Consider the following 17,159-nt stretch of genomic DNA (forward strand, 5'->3'; position numbering starts at 1 on the left):
AGTTCTGAAACTGGCCTATCCCCGCGAACGCGGGGGAACCTCTTGTAGATAGCCCTATGATCTACAAAAGAAAACATCAAAAGTGATTCGAATTTTTAAAGAGCACTCTACAACATTCGTTTAACCAGCCAAAGGCCATCTACCTCTACGAGTTCTCTTGGAGGCTCACCCAAGGTCTTGATGCCAACCCCACCGGTTTCATTCATATCCCGCCAGACCATGACAACGCTTCCTTGAGGCTCGGCCGAAAACCAGCTCTCCAAGGTCTCCCAGGCTCTCGACCTCACGCCAGGATTCATTCGGGGCGAGATGTAGACCGTCGGCGCAATTTCCAACATGACCGATGCCAGAAACCCACGAAACCGATAAGGCACATCACGCGTCACTATCACTACCAGCGCCATCGCTTTCCTCCGTCCGCAATACCTGTTTGATCTTGTCGATCATGCTGGCAATGACATCCTGCTTCCGAAACACCGTAGACGCCTCGCGTCTGACCAGGCGGTCGATACTGGTTTGGTCGCCGTTGATCGCCTTTTTTGCCACCGAGAAAGCAATTTGCAGCGTGATCGTGTCGCGAAACAAATCGGCAATGTCCAGCACAAACGCCTGCCCGGAATCCTCGTGGATAAAGCCTAGCTGTGGAATTGCTGCCAGCGACTGAACGGCGATAGCGGCGGCCCCCTGAACCGCCGTAGCCGCATGGTTGATCGCCTGATTCGGTATATCCGTGGCCTCTGGATTATTTCTGTCGTAATGCCGCCCGTCCCAGGGAATACCGTATTTATCCGCCATCAAACGATAAATCGCCTTTACCCGCGCGCCCTCGATGCCGCGCAGTGTATCCAGATCACGATGCGGCAGGATTTCGCCCAAGCGCAAGGCATACATGTGCCGAGCAACGCTGACGCGGCGACGAGGACTCCCCCATAGCTCGGCCTGACGACGAGCCACGTCCGAGCGATCCGGCAGCAGTGGCGGCGCCGTGTAAGTGCGAACCCCATCCTGCCCGACAGCCGCCATCAGGGTTCCGTGTCTTGCCAGCAGGCGCAGGGCGTCATGCGTCACGCTACTGCCCGGCCCGAGCAGGATCATCGAAACAGCCTGATGCGGTATCTGCAGCACATGGGGTGTCAGCGAATCCTTGCCTGCCATGAAATGCAGGCAGCCATCAATCACGCAAAGTTCACCGCGTTCCAGCCAGATCAGCCCATGTCGATCCGCATGGGGAACGCGGGCCGTTTCCAGCCCGAGTCGCCCTTTCAGCATGCGCTGGCCGGCCTGAGCAACAACATGCCAAAACCGAAAGCGCGATGTCGCCCCACTCCTCTGGCTAACAGACGGTTGAATGCTTCGGGATCACCGACCAGCAACTGCCCCTTGAAAACAACATCCGGCCCGCTAATGCTGGCAGTTTTTCGTTTGCCGTTGTCACCGTTCCCGGTTTTGCGCAATACACGCGTGAGCTTGAACGATTCCATCCGGGTCTCGACAATTTCGGCAGCACCATCGACAGCTAGTTGCTTGACCAACCAGTCCGTATAAACCGCTGTTCGCTCAGCCAAGCTTCCATTTTTTGCGTCTTTTTCACTGTCGACCGCAGGATTTATGGCGTGCAGGAAGGCATCGCGCTCCCCGCCTTCCTTACTACGCACGACCGGACGAACCCTTAACTCAAAGCCCAAGCGCTGTCCCGTTTTCCAAGCGTTGGGGAATGGGCGCGCATCCAGCGCATCAAGCCCCAAGGCGCGGGCCACATCCGGAGTCGCCAGTGCGGCGTTCAAACGCAAGCTTTCCAGGTCGGCTGAGGTGTAAGCCAGCAAGCCCTGCCGCCCTCCCAGATAATGGAAAGGCTTCGGCGCCAGATCGCCGAATGCGGAACAAAGCAGGGCGTGCAGCGCATAGCCGAAATCACCATCCGGTGACAGCAAACCATGACGCGTGGCCCACGGCGCCAACGCTGCCGGGTCCGGTTGCAAACGCAATAACTGAAAAGTCATGTTGTCACTCCCGGCGCATCAAATACCCCTTCCCGTACGGGCCGCCACCCACCGTGAACACCGCAGGACCAATTACGCTCATCGCACAAATCCAGAACGCGATCACCAGCCAGAACGCCCTCGCCATCCGGCCATTGCAAGCGCAAACCGATGGGTCTCTCGGGAAATGGAACGGCTTTTAGGGCTTCAAGAATATTCGTTGCATCCTGCCAACCGGCAAACACTCGCCGACTGGGCAGGCAAGATTTCCGGCCGATGAACAATGGGCGCGCCGGGTGATCAAGTGCTTGCGCAAGATCATCCAGTGTTGGGGTCTCTGCCGCTGGCTCAAGACGTAGTGCGACAAGAACGTTCAGGCTGGCGTGGTAATCACGGTAACGAAGGTGCGGTGAATTGTATGATCCAGCCCCACCACGTCGCTCTTCCGGCGCGCCCCAGGTTGTCCACCCTTTGTCAGCCGCCCCCAACTGCGCCGTCTGAAAATCCGTGAGGCGCTGAATCTCGCTGTCGAGTCTGGCACCAACCACCAAACGGCTTTGCAAGCGAGCATGGAGTTTGCTTTCTTCACGCCGATAGCCCAAGGCATTTGCCAGCAACCCCGTCACCATGGAAAGCGCAGGAAAATCCCGGATCACGCCATAGTTATCGATGGTTTCCCCACCGAAGGCGATCAACGGAGCTTCCAGGCGCATCAAAAGATGGCGTGGCATGTCAGCAAGCCCCTTGCTCGATAATTCCCTTCGCCCAATCGGCCAATTGGTTCAGGTTCAGGCGCTCGGCGCCCGGCACACTGACGGGATCAACAGACAGGAAACGACGAGCCAGCGGTGCGCCGTAGGCATCATCCATGGCGGCAATTTCCGCAGTCAGCTTGCCCACCGCCCGCTGCCGAATGGGCGCGCTGTTGTCGTCCAGAGACAAGGCGTTGTGAAAGGCTGCGGCCAAGCTGCGCGGTTGCCAGTCGCCTGCTTCCACCAGCATGAACTTCGCCCAATCGAAGGGTGCTGTCGAGCCGCGTTTAGCGCCCGGACTAACCGTGGCAATGAGGTGAAGCAAATGCTGAACGACTCGCCCTGCCAACTCTCGGCGTTCAGAAGGAGTAGCACTGGCAAAGCATTGATTGATGTCAATCCCCTCCAGATTTGCAATCAGTTGAGGAACATCCACGACGACATAACCATAGTAAAGACCTGACGCGAGTTCGGTGTCGAAGATACCCCCCGATCCTTGCTCTTCAAGACCAGGCATCAGATCGTCAACCACAGTGAAGTAATCATTCTCGACCTGCGCTTTATGCACCGTAAAAGAATGTGCCACATAGATTGCAGCATCACGGTCTGCAAGAACATCGGATGTCACCATACGGCCGAACAAAGCTGAAACCAAGCCGCTCTGCTTCATCATGACTTCCAAATTCTCCTTTACTGATTTTTCACCCTTAGGCGCCTTCCCGGAGATTTTTTCCTTAACCGCTTGGCTCAATTCCTTTTCATCTGCACAGCTTCTGGCCAGCTCAAGACAAATTGACAGGAGGTAATTGAATTCACTCACTCCGAGCAATAGCACTTCACTGGTCTTGAATTTATCCTTTTTCTTTTTGTCGCGATTCAGCCCTAATCCATCACATAAGCCCGAGGTGGCGGCTTCGGCTAAATCGGTCGAAATCCCTTCTTGTTCCAATCTTGTCCGAATAGTGTGCAGAAAATATGCGGACCGTTCCTCTAGGGGGAAGCCCAATTTCGAAAGCGAAAAATGATCGTCTGTATGCCGCCAATGACGTTTCAAACATTGCGAGGAAATCCGGGTGCGAACGGCATCCCCCAAGGGAAGGCGCTTGGCGAGACCGGCATCGTCACGGTTCAGCAGCGCGGCCGGGTAAGTGTGCAGGGTGTGAATTTGAATAAAGCGCGGGATTTGCATGATCAGGCTCCAATAAGTGAATTAGTGCTTCGGTTTCTTGGCTTCGGCAGAAAAGTAACTGCCAGCAATTCGTAGTCGTGTGGCTTCGGCGGTCTCTTCATCGCGCCCCTGATGAAGCACCAGATCGCCCAGATCGAACCAGTTCGGCGCTTTACCCTTGCTTGCGAGCAGGCGAAGCAGGCGGGGAAGAAGCTGGCGGAAAGCATCGCCTCGGGCGGTCAGCAGCTTGGTAACACGCGATTCGGAAACATCCGCGTCACTGAGTTGTTTTCCCAGCCTTTGGCTTGCATCGTGGCCTGCCAGCGCCATGCCATGCGCAATCGTTCCCCAGCGTTGCCAGGTCTCAGGTTGCCAGGTCTCGGGTGAAAAACCGGCATACACCAAAGCCCGCGAAAGCGCCGCAATCTGATGGGGGCGCAACTCCGCGTCCGGATCGAGTCGGGCCAGCGCCGCCCGTTCGCCGTTATCCAGGCCATGCGCATCGCCTTTGAAACGTGCAGCCTGGGTAATGATCTGAGCGAGTTTCGCGAGCGGACTTTCCTGCCTTGGGGCAGCACTCACCTCGGGCAAAGGTAATTCCGATGAATCGGCATCATGGATGCTCATGGGCAAGCTCCTTGTTGGTGGATTGTTGGCGGTAGTACTCGGCAAGTGCGGGTAGGGTTTTGGTGCTGCGCAAACCGGCATGAAAACGGGACAGCGCAGCCGCTTGGGCGCGATAGCGTTGCTCACCGCACTGTGGTCCGGCGGCAAAGGCACGTTTCAAAATGGTTTCGGCGGAAGAAACCATGGAGAGCAACCAGTTCAAATGCTCGGTTTCTGGTTGATCTGACTCGATTTCATTATTTAACGCACTGAAGAAACGGGCATCTTCGAGTTCTTCAAAAGCCGCCGCTAAGTAAGCAGCCTTTTTGCTAAGGCTTTCCGGTATATCCCGGGGATTATTTCTGGTTTTCCCTCCATCAAGGAGGACCAATATCGAATTTCTTAGCAAAAATGCCAATTGTCCGACAGCATAAACTCGCTCTTTTGCAACACTAGCAAGGCGGTTTGTTTGCCTATCCAAGAGCAATCTTCGTACGGTCGGTGATATGGGAATGCGACGCTCGTGATACCCATCGGTTGTACTCTGTCCGCCAGCAATCGATTGGGCCACGAGTTCGATTTGTCCGGCAATTTCAGTCGTACCGATTATCTGCGCAGGCGGTTTCTTGAACTCCGAACCATAAGCCAATTCAGCCAGTCGCTTATAGTTAAACCCAGAAGCAGATACACCTAGAGATTTCCCCTCTACAGCATGAACGGGAGTCCAAAGATCGCCGGTATTTCCTTTTCGAGCTTTGGCCTCATCTTTAGAAATTCGCGGTCCTTTTGTAGTGGTTCTTAGCGCCCGGATTCCAGCAGGAATCTCTATCAAGCGAACTCTTCGGCAGATTTCGATAAAAAATGGGTCGAGTTGAGAAAATGAAAAAGCCTTTTCTCCATCCCACGGAATTAACCAGAGAAGTTCGATTCCATCCCGCTCTTTGTAGCCAAGCTTAAGAAGCTCTTGGCGATGTTGCACAGCAATCGCAACATCTCGTTTCCATCGGTTTCCAAACCCTTTACATAAGACAACACCAAGCCCTGGGCGGCTAGATGAGCCTCCATTCATCCTTGCTATCCCGTAATTCCCCGCGCCCGGAAATGGTGCTTGCGTTTGGAGACTAACCAAGCCATAGATCCAGTCATCCGCCTTCGACAAACGAATGCGCTCTTGTTTCAAGTCGTGATTTTTTGATGTAACCAATACATCAATACTGTCTGGTGATGGACTGTCATCGGTCCATCCATCAACCCTCCCGCCCGGCACCGGCGCCTGCATGAAAGCCGGCCGGTCATGTGGCGAAATCAGGCACCAGGCAGCGCCGTCCGGATCGTCTGGCGTCAGTCCCAACAATGCCTCTTTCCAAGCTGACTCGGTATCAAATACCTCCTCTCGATCCGCCCGGTGCATAGCCATCGCCGCGAGCTGAACCAGAAAGGCGTGCCATGGGTGGCGCTGGTGTGGGCGTAATGCGGGGAAGTCGCGTACTTCATCGTTTGCCAAGGCAACAAACAAAGCCGGCAGACTGAAAGACTTGGGCTGCCCATCGGCAACCAGGCGAGCTCGGATCAATGGATCATCCAGCAGGTTGTAGCGTAGTGTCACGGCGTATCCTCCGGCGGTTTTCATTCATCCTTGAGGCGTTCAAGCCCCAAGCGGCTATAGCGAAAAGAAGCAGAGCCCAAACGAAATGTAATGCAATCGTCCTGGCCGGGCGCTGCATCTGGCTCGGCATCGAGCGGCAAATCCTTCGGCAACAGGTAATGTCGTATCGGCAGTTCCTTGAGCGGAAAACCAAAGGGGCCGATCACGTCAGAAAAGCGTGCCACTCTGTCTTGCGCACCCAGACGCGTTGCGACTTGCACATCGTGAGGAAACTCGACTTCGCCAAACGCCTGCTCGATGTCCAGTGAATGCAGATAGCCCAAGGCTTTCTGAGCCCCCGTGTCTCCCTCGATTTTCTGGGCCAGCCCTTGCCAAGCCTCACCCAATTGCGTTTCCAGTGCGCGCAATTTGTCCGGGTGAGTTGCCGCCTCAACGAGATAGCGATTGTCCTCAGGAATCACAACCTCCGGCTTTTCGAGCAGCAGTCGTCGCGTTGCTTCAAGAATGCTCAGGTCGGCATATACCCCGCCACCGTTATGGAAACGGCCCAAGCCATGTTGTGGTCGGGCGAGCATGGGCGAGAGGTCATTTCCTGCTGGCGTCAGCACAATGGCCTGGGCTTTGCGAAAAGCTTCCGGGCGTTCGTTTTCATGCCGGTGCAAACGCCCAAGCCGCTGCAACAGCACATCCATCGGGCACAAATCGGTGATAAGGAAATCGGCGTCAATGTCCAGGCTTTGTTCCAGCGTCTGGGTACCGACAACGATCAAGGGGCCTGCCGGCCGAGCTTTACCTAGCTGCTGCTCGATGGCGGCATCAAGTTCCGGTCTATCCTGACGGCTGAAACGGCTGTGGTGCAGCGTTCTCACACCTTTGACGCTGAACAGCCATGCCAGATCGGGAACTTGCTTTTCCAGTGCGTTCAGCGTGGCCACAGCAGCCGGGACCGTGTTGCGGATAATCAGCACCTTGGCGCCTTGCGCAGCGGCCTCAATGGCCAATTGCGCGATTTTCTCAGGGGCTGCGATGCAGTCACGAGAGCTCCAATTCACTCGCTTTGAGCGCCCTGTTCCGGGTATGGCCCGAATGCCATGACGATCTGAAATTGCCGGATACGGCACGGCACAAGCCTGCTCGAACGACATGTTCGGGATCAAACCTGACCGCCCGGTCGGTGCCAAGGCCAAATAGCGACTGCGTGCGCTAGAACCCAGCGTGGCCGACAACAGCAAGGCATGCCCACCACAACCCAGATGCGCTTTCAGCAAACGTTCCAGCAGTACCGTCATGTAGGCATCAGAAGCGTGAACCTCATCCACGACCAGCAGGCTGCGGGCAAGTGTTGCATGGCGTAGATGCGCATGACGAACTTGCAGGGCGCCCAATAGCGCCTGGTCAATGGTGCCAACCGCGACCGGCGCGGCAAGGAAACGCTTGGAGTTTTCCGCGGCCCAGCGTTGGTGCGCCTTCTGATCGTCGGGCGAGTCGTTCCAGAAAACCTCGAAATTCGCCATGGCCTTTATCTCTTCGCCATCGGCAGCGACGTAGCCCGGTAGCGCGCGTAAAGCGAGGGGTGGATTTTCCGGCCACAAGCGTTTCAGGGTGTCCTGCACCCGTTGATAAAGCTGGGTCGCCGCTACCCGTGTAGGCAAGGCGAAGTAGAGGCTATCCACCAAACCAGAGCGGAAAAGATGAACATAACGCCACAGCGCCGCTTCGGTTTTGCCACTGCCAGTTTCTGATTCGAGGATGACCAAAGGACCGAGGGAATCATCGCTCATCGCTGCCTGGACAGGACGGGGATCGAAACCGCCGAAAACATCAGCAAAGCTTGGCGCTAAGGCAACGAGTTTGGCGCGCCAATTGTCGCTATCCAGTCCCAGGCTGGTGATGGCCTTATCAGCCATGGATGCTGCGGTTTCTGCGCGATTCTCGCCTGCTTCGGAAAACTCGAAAAAGCGTGTATCCGATCCCAGCCAGTCAGCCAACTGAACCAGTCCAGCAAACAGGTGCCCGAAACTTGGAGCGTGCGGCAATGCCTGACCGCCGACATCAAAGGCGCTTGGGTAAAGCTCTGGCGCGCGGTACGCAATTTCTTTCAGTACAACAGCAGGGTCGTATTTCCCTTCATGGGATTTCCAGATGCTCGAACTGACACCAGGGCTATCCTTGATCGGCCGTCCGTGATGGCTGATGCTCGCAGTCAACAATGAATCGACCGCATCACCCCAAGTACAGATTTTTTCAATCAAAGGCTCGATAGCCTCGGCCGATGTCGCGACCTGGAATAATTTGACGGCCTCAACGCCATGCCCTGCCGTAATCTGCACAGGCCAACTTGGAGGAATTTTTGTCTTCCAGCGTTTGGCCTGAAAACCGCTATTTGCCTTACCGATGTCGTGCAGGAATGCCAGCACGGCAAGGCGGGCAATATCCTGCTCGGTCAGCTTTATGCCCGCGCATCGTTCGAGGGCGCGGCGTATTGATCTACACTGGGCTAGCCGGGTAAAGCAAGCTGCCACATCGATCATGTGGTCAACAAGAAAATGCCAAGCAACAATTTGTCCATCGGCATCAAATGACAGCTTTCCAAATGCCCGAAATTCATTCATTGACATGATTACCCGCTTTCACGACAGCCACTAATCCAAAGCCTACCCGCCCCCAGTCTCACCATCTGCGACTCCCCGATATTTCGCCCTCGCCTCCTCCAGCAGCCCGATCACCCGCTGGCGAAGGGTTTCGGGTTCGAGGACCTCGCAATCCGGGCCGTATTTGAGGATGTCCATGAGCAGTTCCGGGTCGGCGCTGTAGGGCAGGCGCAGTTCGTAGCGGCCATCGGGGAGGAGTTGGCCTTGCTGTTGCGGGTGCCATTGTTCGCCGGCGACCCAGCGGGCGCGCATGGCGGAGAAGCGCAGGCGCGCCCAGCGCACGTCGCTGCCGGCGAAGATGCCGTAGCCGGCGGCGAGCTGGCGGTCGAGTTCGCTGTCGGCGATGTCCTGGGCCGGGGTGGCGAGGGTCTTTGCCTTTTCGATGGCGTCGACGGCGAAGCTGCGCAGCGCTTGTCGGGTGTGGCACCAGGCGTCGAGATACCAGTTGTCGCGGTAGTGCGTGAGACGTTGCGGAGAGATTTCGCGGCTTGTCGTGGCGGAACTGGCGCGGGCGCGGTAGCGGATTTCCAGGCGGCGTCGGGCGAGCAGCGCATCGGCAACGGTCTGGAAATTTTCGGCCTGACAACGGCGCGGCGTAGCGGCGATGATGCGGATGCGCCGGGCGATTTCCTCGGCGGTGTGGCTGCCGGCACCGAGCATGTCGAGCAGGCGCCGCCGCATGGGTTGTAGTTGCCCGCTCAGAATGCCGCTGGTGTCGATGTTTTCCAGCAGGTACTGCATGCTGAGCAAGGCATGGATTTCATCGGCGCTGAGCCAGATGCCGGGCAGTTCTGCACTGTCGTCGGCGGCGAGCAAACGGTAAGCGCCGATTTCTCGGTCAAGTTCGACCGGCATGCCAAGGCGTTCACGAAGGAAGGTCATATCCCGAAAAATGGTTGACCGTGATACTTCGAAGTGCGCCATCAGTTCGCGCAGGCTGACGCTGCGACGGGCCATGAGCAGACTGCGGATTTGTTGGTAACGCTCGGTTCTCGCCAAACTGGCTTCCTTTATTTATGACTCAAGCAAAATATGCCATTCCCGCCGCTTGCCGGCGCCGGAGTTCGGCGAGCATTTCGCGCTCGCGCAGACCAAGCGCCCAATCCGGACGCAACTGGAAGTGCGGCTGGTCGACAATGGTTTTCCAACTGCCGCCCCACTCCAGGCCGATATCCATGCCCAGGGCGCCGACGGCCTTGTATTTCGGTGATTCAGGGAGGTAGCGGTTGCCCTCGAAAACGCCGATGTCGAAAGCGATGCCGAAGTTGTGATTGGATTGGCCCGCGCGCGCATTGGTGATTTTCGGACCCGGCGCGGTGCGCCCTTGGGCGTAGAGAGCATCCTGCTCGGCGTAAGTGCGGGTACCGCTGATCACCTTGATGCAGATGCCGTGCTGGGCGGCTTTGTGGACCAGCGCTCGGGCCATGGGCTGGACTTCGGGCAAGAGCGTGGCGATGCATTTCTCGCTACGCGGGTCGACCTGAGAGACGGCCACATCATCGGCAGGCTTTGCCAGCTGCGGCTTGACGATAAAAGCGTGGATGGCACCCCAGGTTTCCGGGCCGGCCGATCCGTCCACCCTCACCTTGAGCGCCTGCTGGACTTCGCGAATCATTTCCTCGATTTTCATTTTACGGCGCCTCCCGCAGTGAAATGGACTTGCTCGGCAACGCTTCAGAAGCGATCGAAATCGTCTGTCATGATGCCATCGGCCTGAGAAAATTTCCTGCCTATTTAGCGCGCTGTCGTGAGGATTGCTCGCCCGCCCGGGCTGCTATCATTGCGGCTTGTTGCGGGCCTGGCCCGCGGTTCCGGATAAGTGCTGATGAACGATAAAACCCCCTGCCCGCCGGTCATGTACGGCATCAAGAACTGAGTAACGATATTAAATATGGGAATCATGTATCTCCCGCACCGCATATTGATCGCGATAGCCTGCTACATCCTTTCAGGCTATTCTTTGATAGCCCCATTTGGTCTTGCTACCGAGCACGGTTATCTTTTTTCGATAATGATGTTTGCTTGGCTAGCTCATTTTGTAATGACTTATGGATGGATCAAAGATCGAAAAGTTAGTCGCTTTTGGCCTGCTCTCGGAACCGTTGCAGGCTTAGTCAGCCTGACTTGGTCACCTGTCAGTGTAAAAAGCCTTGAAGACTTCGGCACCAGTTTGGCCGTGTCATGGATTTTTTCGGTTCCATTTTCTCTCCCCTGCATCCTATTAGCCGTATATTTGGTTTGGTTTCATTGCAGAAGGGAAAATACTGCTTCGAATGAGGCCTAACATGGCTCTCAAATTCCTCTCGTAGATCATTGGCGCCCCACAGCCTAAAGCACCAAATATGGAAAAAGACACCCAAAACTCCCCTTCCACCAGCACCAAAGAAAACCCATATCGTGTAACCCTGTGGGGAATCAAGAACTGCGACACCATGAAGAAAGCCATGACCTGGCTGACGGAGAACGGGATCGCTTACGAATTCATCGATTACAAGAAGGCCGGTGTGGCCGCAGCGAATTTGCCGGATTGGGCGGCGCGGGCGGGTTGGGAGGTTTTGCTCAACAAGCGCGGCCTGATGTGGAAGAAGCTGAGCGACGCCGAGCGGACCGATGTGGATGAGGCCAAGGCGCTGGCCTTGATGGCGCAGTATCCGGCGCTGATCAAGCGGCCGGTGCTGGATGTCGGGAATGCCCTGCTGGTCGGCTTTGCGCCGGAAATTTATGCGGAAAAGCTGAAATGAGCGTGAGTACGGTTCGTCGCTTCATTTTCGAGGGGCTGGACATTCGCGGGGCGATTGTTCATCTGGGCGATGCCTGGACGCAGATGCAGGCCGGCCGCGATTACCAGCCGACGGTAGCGCAGTTGCTGGGCGAGACGGCGGCGGTGACGGCGCTGATCGCCGCGCAGTTGAAGCAGCCGGGCCGGCTGACGCTGCAGTTGCGCGGTAACGGGCCGATCCAGTTGCTGGTGATGGATTGCAACGAGCAATTGCAGATGCGCGGCATGGCACGCAGCAACCCGGTGGTGCTGCCGGCACCGGTGCCTGAACTGCTCGGCGCCCACCAGGGCGGGCAATTGCTGATGAGCCTGGACCAGCCGACGGCGCGCCAGCCCTACCAGAGCTATGTGCCGATGGTCGGCGACAGCATTGCGCAGATTTTCGAGCATTACCTGGAGCAGTCGGAGCAGCAGCCGTCGCGCCTGTTCACCACGGCCAGCCCGCGCGCGGCCGTGTGCCTGTTCCTGCAGAAGCTGCCGCAGGCGGATCAGCACGATGCCGACGGCTGGGATCGCGTCACGCAACTGGCGGCGACGGTGAAAACCAGCGAACTGCTGGAGCTGGATGCGGAAACGCTGCTCGGCCGACTGTTCCACGACGAAATCGAGGCGCGCGGCATCCGCCTCTACGACCCGCAGACCGTGGTTTATCACTGCCCCGAGGATTGGGACAAGGTGCGCGACATGATCCGCAGCCTGGGCCGCGCCGACGCCGAGACCATTCTGGCCGAGCATGGCGAAATCCTGATCCGCGACGATATCTGCAATCGCGATTACCGCTTCAGCCCGGCCGACGTGGCCGCCCTGTTCGACGGCCAGTCGCTGCACTGAGCGGTTTTATTCGCTGAAGACGAGTTCGACCCGGCGCATCTTGCGCCGGCATTCGGCCGACTTGCAGTTGATCGAAACTTCCTCGCTGCCGACGACCTGACGGCGGATCTGCGTCACCGGAATGCGCTGGGCGCGCAGGATCGCCTGCACGGCGTTGATGCGCTGCTCGGCAATTGCCAGGTTGTAGGATGGGCTGCCGAGATGATCGGTATGTCCGACCAGGGTCACCTGGAGGCCGGGGGTTTCCTTGAGACGGGCGGCGTGCCTGAGCAGGCGCTGCCTGCTGGCTTCATCGACAGTGACGCCGGACGGCGGGAAGAAGATGCTGTTGTCGGTGTTGATCGAGGCCATGATCTCGGCCTCGCTCGGCTCGCGCGCTTTCTTTTCGCTGCTCTGCGCCGGTTTGGCGGGCTCGGCTTTCGCCGATTGAGGTGCATCGAATACCTCCTGGCTGGCACAACCGGCCAGCAGCAAGAGGCTCAGGGAAATTGCCAGATACCGCATTTCAGGGTTTCTCCGTTTTTTCCAGCATGTCGGCGAGCGGCACGCTGGCGTAGTTCTCGTCCTTGCCCGGCAGGTGCCGCAACAATTCATCCAGATTGATCTGCAATGTTTTGAGGACAACCGGCGGAATGGCGGCCAAGGCCTCCGGCAGGATGCCTTCGGCCGGCCCCGGCAAGGCGGCCAGGGCTTCGCGCCCGCGTTTGGCGAGGACCAGGCCGACCCGTCGCTGATCGCGCTGCTGTTTGCGCTTTTCCAGACATTCGCTGCTGACCAGCTTGTCCACCAGCAGACTGCAGGTCGATTGGTGGATACCCAGGCGCGCCGCCAGTTCGCCGATACCGATTTCAGGCGTGCGCTGCACTTCCTGCAGCACCCACATCTGCGAGCCGGACATGCCGCAGCGCTCTTCGACCAGCCGGAAGTGCTGGCGCATGGAGCCGTAAATCAGACGAAATTGCTGCAGGACATCAAGCGCCGTCTGCCCTGGCGGGGGTTCATGCTGTTTCAATATTCTGCTTCCCGACGAAATAATGTTGCGCGATTCACAAGGCTCAATTATATTGCCCAGCAATGGAGTTGTAACTTAGGTCATAACCCCATTCCTTTTCGACGAGGATATTTCAGGGGGGGAAATCCCCCCATTTTTTCCTTTCTCGTCGCACCAGACCAGGCAACCCATGCTGCGGCAGCCTGGCGAATCAGACAGGGCATATATAAATCGTCGGCACCCGCTGGTGACTGGCGTTCCCCAGGGTTTCAGCCGATACCGTCGCGGTGATGCCCCATCGACAGCAACTAGGGAGGACATATGACCAGAATCGGACTCATTGGTTATGGGAAAGCCGGCCAGGCAGTGGCCAGCGTCTTGCGCGAGGATCCGCGTTTTGAACTGTGCTGGATCGCCCGGCGATCCGGCACCCCGGCCGAGGATATCGATGTCCCGGTCACCCGACTGGACAAGGACAGCTTTCCCGGCTGGCTCGATACGCACCCGGTCGACGGCATCATCGACTTTTCCGATGCCGCATCCATCCACCTCTACGGCGAAGCGGTCCGCCAACGCGGCATCATGGTGGTGACCGCCATTTCCGGCTACCCGGAGGAAACGATGGATTACATCCGCAGCCTGGGCCGCGACATCCGCGTGATGTCGTCGCCCAACATCACGCTGGGGATCAATTTCCTGCTGCTGGCGGCCAAAATCCTGCGCCGCATCGCGCCGTTTGCCGACGTCGAGATCGTCGAGCAGCATTTCCGCGACAAGCCGGAAATTTCCGGCACGGCACGGCGCATCGCCGAGGTGCTGGATGTCGAGAGCGACCATATCACTTCCCTGCGACTGGGCGGCATCGTCGGCCGGCACGAGGTCATTTTCGGTTTCCCCTACCAGACGGTGCGGCTGATCCACGATTCGATCCGGCGGGAGGCCTTCGGCACCGGCGCGGCGTTTGCCATCGAACAACTGGCGCAGTGTGACAAGGGTTTCTACACGCTGGACAATCTGCTGCTGCGCCTGATCCGCGACGAACTGCAGAACGAGGAAACGCTCAACGCGGCCCTGGCAGCTTCCCGGGATTCATCAAGCCGCGCGGATCGAGTGCTGTCCTGATCGTCCGCATCAGATCAATTTCCGTCGCCGACTTGTAGCGCAGGATTTCCTCGCGCTTCAACTGGCCGATGCCGTGCTCGGCGGAGATCGAGCCGTTCAGGGCATGGACCGTGTCGTGGACGATGCGATTGACCTCGGCCTGGCAGGCGAGGAACAGCGCGTTGTCCTGGGCATCCGGCTTGGACAGGTTGTAATGCAGGTTGCCGTCGCCGACATGGCCGAAGGCGACCACGCGGATGCCGGGAAACGCCGCGGCCAGCGCGGCATCGGCGCGGGCCAGGAATTCGGGAATGCGTGACACCGGCACGGCGATGTCGTGCTTGATGCTGACGCCTTCGATCTTCTGCGCTTCGGAAATGTTCTCGCGCAGCGCCCACAGCTTTTTCGCCTGGGCCGCGCTGGCGGCGAGCACGCCGTCGCTGACCGAGCCATCGGCCAGACGCTCGCCCAGCCAGCGTTCGACCGCCGCCGGCTCGGCATCGGCAAACTCGGCCAGCAGATACCACGGGCTGGATGCCGTCGGCCGACTGGCCCCGGGAATGTGTTGCTGCACCAGCGCCAGCGAGGCCTCCGAGACCAGCTCGAAAGCCGTCAGCTGCGCATCGAACGTGCTTTTGGCCTGATTCAGGAGTTCGACCGCCGCCGCCGGCGAGGCGATGTTCAGCCAGCAGGTGGTCAGCGTTTTCGGCAGCGGGTAGAGCGTCAGCACGGCGGCGGTGATGATGCCCAGCGTGCCTTCGGCGCCGATGAACAGGTGCTTGAGGTCGTAGCCGGTGTTGTCCTTGCGCAGTCCGCGCAGGCCGTCCCAGACCTCGCCGCCGGGCAGCACGACCTGCAGGCCGAGCGTCAGTTCGCGCGTGTTGCCGTAGCGCAGCACCTGGACGCCGCCGGCGTTGGTCGACAGGTTGCCGCCGATCTGGCAAGTCCCTTCGGACGCCAGCGCCAGCGGAAACAGCCGGTCGGCCGCCTGCGCGGCTTCCTGGATGGCCGCCAGCGGACAACCCGCCTCGACGGTGATCGTGTTGTTCTGCGCATCGAGCGCCAGGATGCGGTTCATGCGCCCGAGGCTGACGACCACCGCCCTGCCCGTCGCATCCGGCGTCGCCGCGCCGCACAGGCTGGTATTGCCGCCCTGCGGCACAATCGGCACGCCGGCCTCGACGCAGGCGCGAACGACGGCAGCCACTTCGCCGGTATTGCCGGGGCGAACGACGCATTGCGCCGCCCCACGATAACGGCCGCGCCAGTCGGTCAGGAAGGGCGCGGTGTCGGCCGCATCGACGAGGACGTTGGTCGCCCCGACGATGTCGGCCAGTTGCCCGACCAGGTCAGACAACTTCGGCGTAGAGGTCATGGTGGTCGGCGTCGATGACGCGGACCTTGAGGAAATCGCCGGGCTGGGCGTCGAAATGGCCGTCAAGGTAAACCACCCCGTCGATTTCCGGCGCGTCGGCCTTGGAGCGGGCGATGGTGCCTTCTTCATCGACTTCGTCGACCAGCACCTCGATCACCGTATCGATCTTCGCCGCCAGCTTGTCGGCGGAGATGTCTTCCTGCACGCGCATCAGCCAGCTGCGGCGGTCTTCGCGCACGCTTTCCGGCGGCAGCCCGGGAATCTCGTTGGCGGTGGCGCCCTCGACCGGCGAGTAGGCAAAGCAGCCGACGCGGTCGAGCTTGGCGTCTTCGAGGAACTGGATCAACTGGTCGAAGTCTTCGTCGGTCTCGCCCGGGAAGCCGGTGATGAAAGTCGAGCGGATGACGATTTCCGGACAGATTTCGCGCCACTTGGCGATGCGCTCCAGCGTGTTCTCGGCCGAGGCCGGACGCTTCATCGCCTTGAGAATCTTCGGGCTGGCGTGCTGGAAGGGCACGTCGAGATAAGGCAGGATTTTGCCCTCGGCCATCAGCGGGATGACGTCGTCGACCGACGGGTACGGGTAGACGTAGTGCAGGCGGACCCAGATGCCGAAGGACGACAACGCGTCGCACAGTTCCTTCAAGCGGCTCTTCACCGGCTTGCCGCCCCAGAAACTGGTGCGGTACTTGAGGTCGACGCCGTAGGCGCTGGTGTCCTGCGAGATGACCAGAATCTCTTTCACACCGGCCCGGGCCAGGTTCTCGGCTTCGGCGAGTACGTCGCCGACCGGGCGCGAGACCAGCGGGCCGCGCAGCGAGGGAATGATGCAGAAGGTGCAGCTGTGGTTGCAGCCTTCGGAAATCTTCAGGTAGGCGTAGTGTTCCGGCGTCAGGCGGATGCCCTGCGGCGGCACCAGGTCGGAATACGGGTCGTGCGGCTTGGGCAGGTGCTGGTGCACGTGGCCCATCACTTCTTCCATCGCGTGCGGGCCGGTGACGGCGAGCACCGATGGGTGCGTCGTCTGGACGATGTCGCCCTTGGCGCCAAGGCAACCGGTGACGATGACCTTGCCGTTCTCGTTCAAGGCCTCGCCGATGGCGTCGAGCGATTCCTCGACGGCGGCGTCGATGAAGCCGCAGGTGTTGACGATGACCAGATCGGAGTCGTCGTAGGAAGGCGAAATCTCGTAGCCTTCGGCGCGCAGGCGGGTGAGGATGAGTTCGGCGTCGGAGCCGGCTTTCGGGCAGCCCAGGCTGACAAAGCCAACGGTGGGCACTTTCGGTGATGAGGTCATGCGGTTTTCCAGGATTTCCGGCG

General features: G+C 58.9%; 17 protein-coding genes. 3 read left to right on the forward strand and 14 right to left on the reverse strand.

Annotated elements, in window-relative coordinates:
• Positions 1-107 precede the first annotated feature (107 nt).
• From cas2e to G471_RS0112960, 10 genes are read right to left on the reverse strand one after another with little or no spacing between them, the layout of a single operon-like run.
• Positions 108-404 carry a type I-E CRISPR-associated endoribonuclease Cas2e gene (gene cas2e / locus G471_RS0112910; RefSeq protein WP_028995711.1) on the reverse strand — a complete coding sequence of 99 codons (297 nt, stop codon included), beginning with the start codon at positions 402-404 and terminating at the stop codon, positions 108-110.
• Positions 376-1,269 (reverse strand): type I-E CRISPR-associated endonuclease Cas1e, encoded by an 894-nt coding sequence (gene cas1e / locus G471_RS0112915; protein WP_028995712.1) that lies wholly within the window; start codon positions 1,267-1,269, stop codon positions 376-378. Before cas1e ends, cas2e begins: the two co-directional genes overlap by 29 nt.
• Positions 1,263-2,000 (reverse strand): type I-E CRISPR-associated protein Cas6/Cse3/CasE, encoded by a 738-nt coding sequence (cas6e, locus tag G471_RS0112920; RefSeq protein ID WP_028995713.1) that lies wholly within the window; start codon positions 1,998-2,000, stop codon positions 1,263-1,265. The genes cas1e and cas6e overlap by 7 nt, the downstream gene beginning before the upstream one ends.
• Positions 1,997-2,710: a type I-E CRISPR-associated protein Cas5/CasD gene (gene cas5e, locus G471_RS18875; RefSeq protein WP_081700264.1), complete on the reverse strand. Its 714-nt coding sequence runs from the start codon at positions 2,708-2,710 to the stop codon at positions 1,997-1,999. The genes cas6e and cas5e overlap by 4 nt, the downstream gene beginning before the upstream one ends.
• 1 nt (position 2,711) lies before the next feature.
• Positions 2,712-3,920 (reverse strand): type I-E CRISPR-associated protein Cas7/Cse4/CasC, encoded by a 1,209-nt coding sequence (cas7e, locus tag G471_RS0112930; protein ID WP_028995714.1) that lies wholly within the window; start codon positions 3,918-3,920, stop codon positions 2,712-2,714.
• A 21-nt stretch (positions 3,921-3,941) separates the two neighbouring features.
• Positions 3,942-4,526, reverse strand: a complete 585-nt coding sequence (casB, locus tag G471_RS0112935; RefSeq protein WP_028995715.1) for a type I-E CRISPR-associated protein Cse2/CasB — start codon at positions 4,524-4,526, stop codon at positions 3,942-3,944.
• A complete protein-coding gene (locus tag G471_RS17640; protein ID WP_043421762.1) occupies positions 4,513-6,111 on the reverse strand; it encodes a CRISPR-associated protein Cse1 in 1,599 nt (532 codons plus the stop codon). The genes casB and G471_RS17640 overlap by 14 nt, the downstream gene beginning before the upstream one ends.
• Before the next feature lie 20 nt (positions 6,112-6,131).
• Complete coding sequence (locus G471_RS0112950) at positions 6,132-8,729, reverse strand: CRISPR-associated helicase/endonuclease Cas3 (protein ID WP_028995717.1); 2,598 nt, start codon at positions 8,727-8,729, stop codon at positions 6,132-6,134.
• Between the two features lie 36 nt (positions 8,730-8,765).
• Positions 8,766-9,761 (reverse strand): helix-turn-helix transcriptional regulator, encoded by a 996-nt coding sequence (locus tag G471_RS0112955; protein WP_028995718.1) that lies wholly within the window; start codon positions 9,759-9,761, stop codon positions 8,766-8,768.
• A gap of 22 nt (positions 9,762-9,783) precedes the next feature.
• Positions 9,784-10,392, reverse strand: coding sequence for a M15 family metallopeptidase (locus tag G471_RS0112960; protein WP_028995719.1), 609 nt, complete (start codon positions 10,390-10,392; stop codon positions 9,784-9,786).
• Between the two features lie 712 nt (positions 10,393-11,104).
• Here G471_RS0112960 and G471_RS0112965 point away from each other — a divergent pair.
• Both G471_RS0112965 and hslO read left to right on the forward strand, forming a co-directional pair.
• On the forward strand, positions 11,105-11,503 hold the full coding sequence (locus tag G471_RS0112965) for an arsenate reductase (RefSeq protein ID WP_081700265.1): 399 nt from the start codon (positions 11,105-11,107) through the stop codon (positions 11,501-11,503).
• Complete coding sequence (gene hslO / locus G471_RS0112970; protein WP_028995721.1) at positions 11,500-12,372, forward strand: Hsp33 family molecular chaperone HslO; 873 nt, start codon at positions 11,500-11,502, stop codon at positions 12,370-12,372. The genes G471_RS0112965 and hslO overlap by 4 nt, the downstream gene beginning before the upstream one ends.
• Positions 12,373-12,378: 6 nt before the next feature.
• On the opposite strand, the gene G471_RS18420 is transcribed toward hslO, so the two are convergent.
• Together G471_RS18420 and G471_RS0112980 are read right to left on the reverse strand one after the other, a co-directional pair.
• On the reverse strand, positions 12,379-12,876 hold the full coding sequence (locus tag G471_RS18420; protein WP_051295479.1) for an OmpA family protein: 498 nt from the start codon (positions 12,874-12,876) through the stop codon (positions 12,379-12,381).
• A 1-nt stretch (position 12,877) separates the two neighbouring features.
• Complete coding sequence (locus G471_RS0112980) at positions 12,878-13,384, reverse strand: MarR family winged helix-turn-helix transcriptional regulator (protein ID WP_028995722.1); 507 nt, start codon at positions 13,382-13,384, stop codon at positions 12,878-12,880.
• A gap of 300 nt (positions 13,385-13,684) precedes the next feature.
• On the opposite strand from G471_RS0112980, the gene G471_RS17650 reads away from it, so the two are divergent.
• The gene (locus tag G471_RS17650) at positions 13,685-14,485 is read left to right on the forward strand and encodes a 4-hydroxy-tetrahydrodipicolinate reductase (RefSeq protein WP_081700267.1); all 801 of its coding nucleotides are present in this window, start codon (positions 13,685-13,687) and stop codon (positions 14,483-14,485) included.
• On the opposite strand, the gene G471_RS0112990 is transcribed toward G471_RS17650, so the two are convergent.
• Together G471_RS0112990 and rimO are read right to left on the reverse strand one after the other, a co-directional pair.
• Positions 14,424-15,839 (reverse strand): FAD-binding oxidoreductase, encoded by a 1,416-nt coding sequence (locus tag G471_RS0112990; protein ID WP_425387157.1) that lies wholly within the window; start codon positions 15,837-15,839, stop codon positions 14,424-14,426. The genes G471_RS17650 and G471_RS0112990 overlap by 62 nt on opposite strands.
• A complete protein-coding gene (gene rimO / locus G471_RS0112995; protein ID WP_028995724.1) occupies positions 15,814-17,136 on the reverse strand; it encodes a 30S ribosomal protein S12 methylthiotransferase RimO in 1,323 nt (440 codons plus the stop codon). Before rimO ends, G471_RS0112990 begins: the two co-directional genes overlap by 26 nt.
• Positions 17,137-17,159 lie beyond the last annotated feature (23 nt).

Origin of the sequence: Azonexus hydrophilus DSM 23864, from assembly GCF_000429605.1 — a bacterium.
Classification (GTDB): Bacteria; Pseudomonadota; Gammaproteobacteria; order Burkholderiales; family Rhodocyclaceae; genus Azonexus; species Azonexus hydrophilus.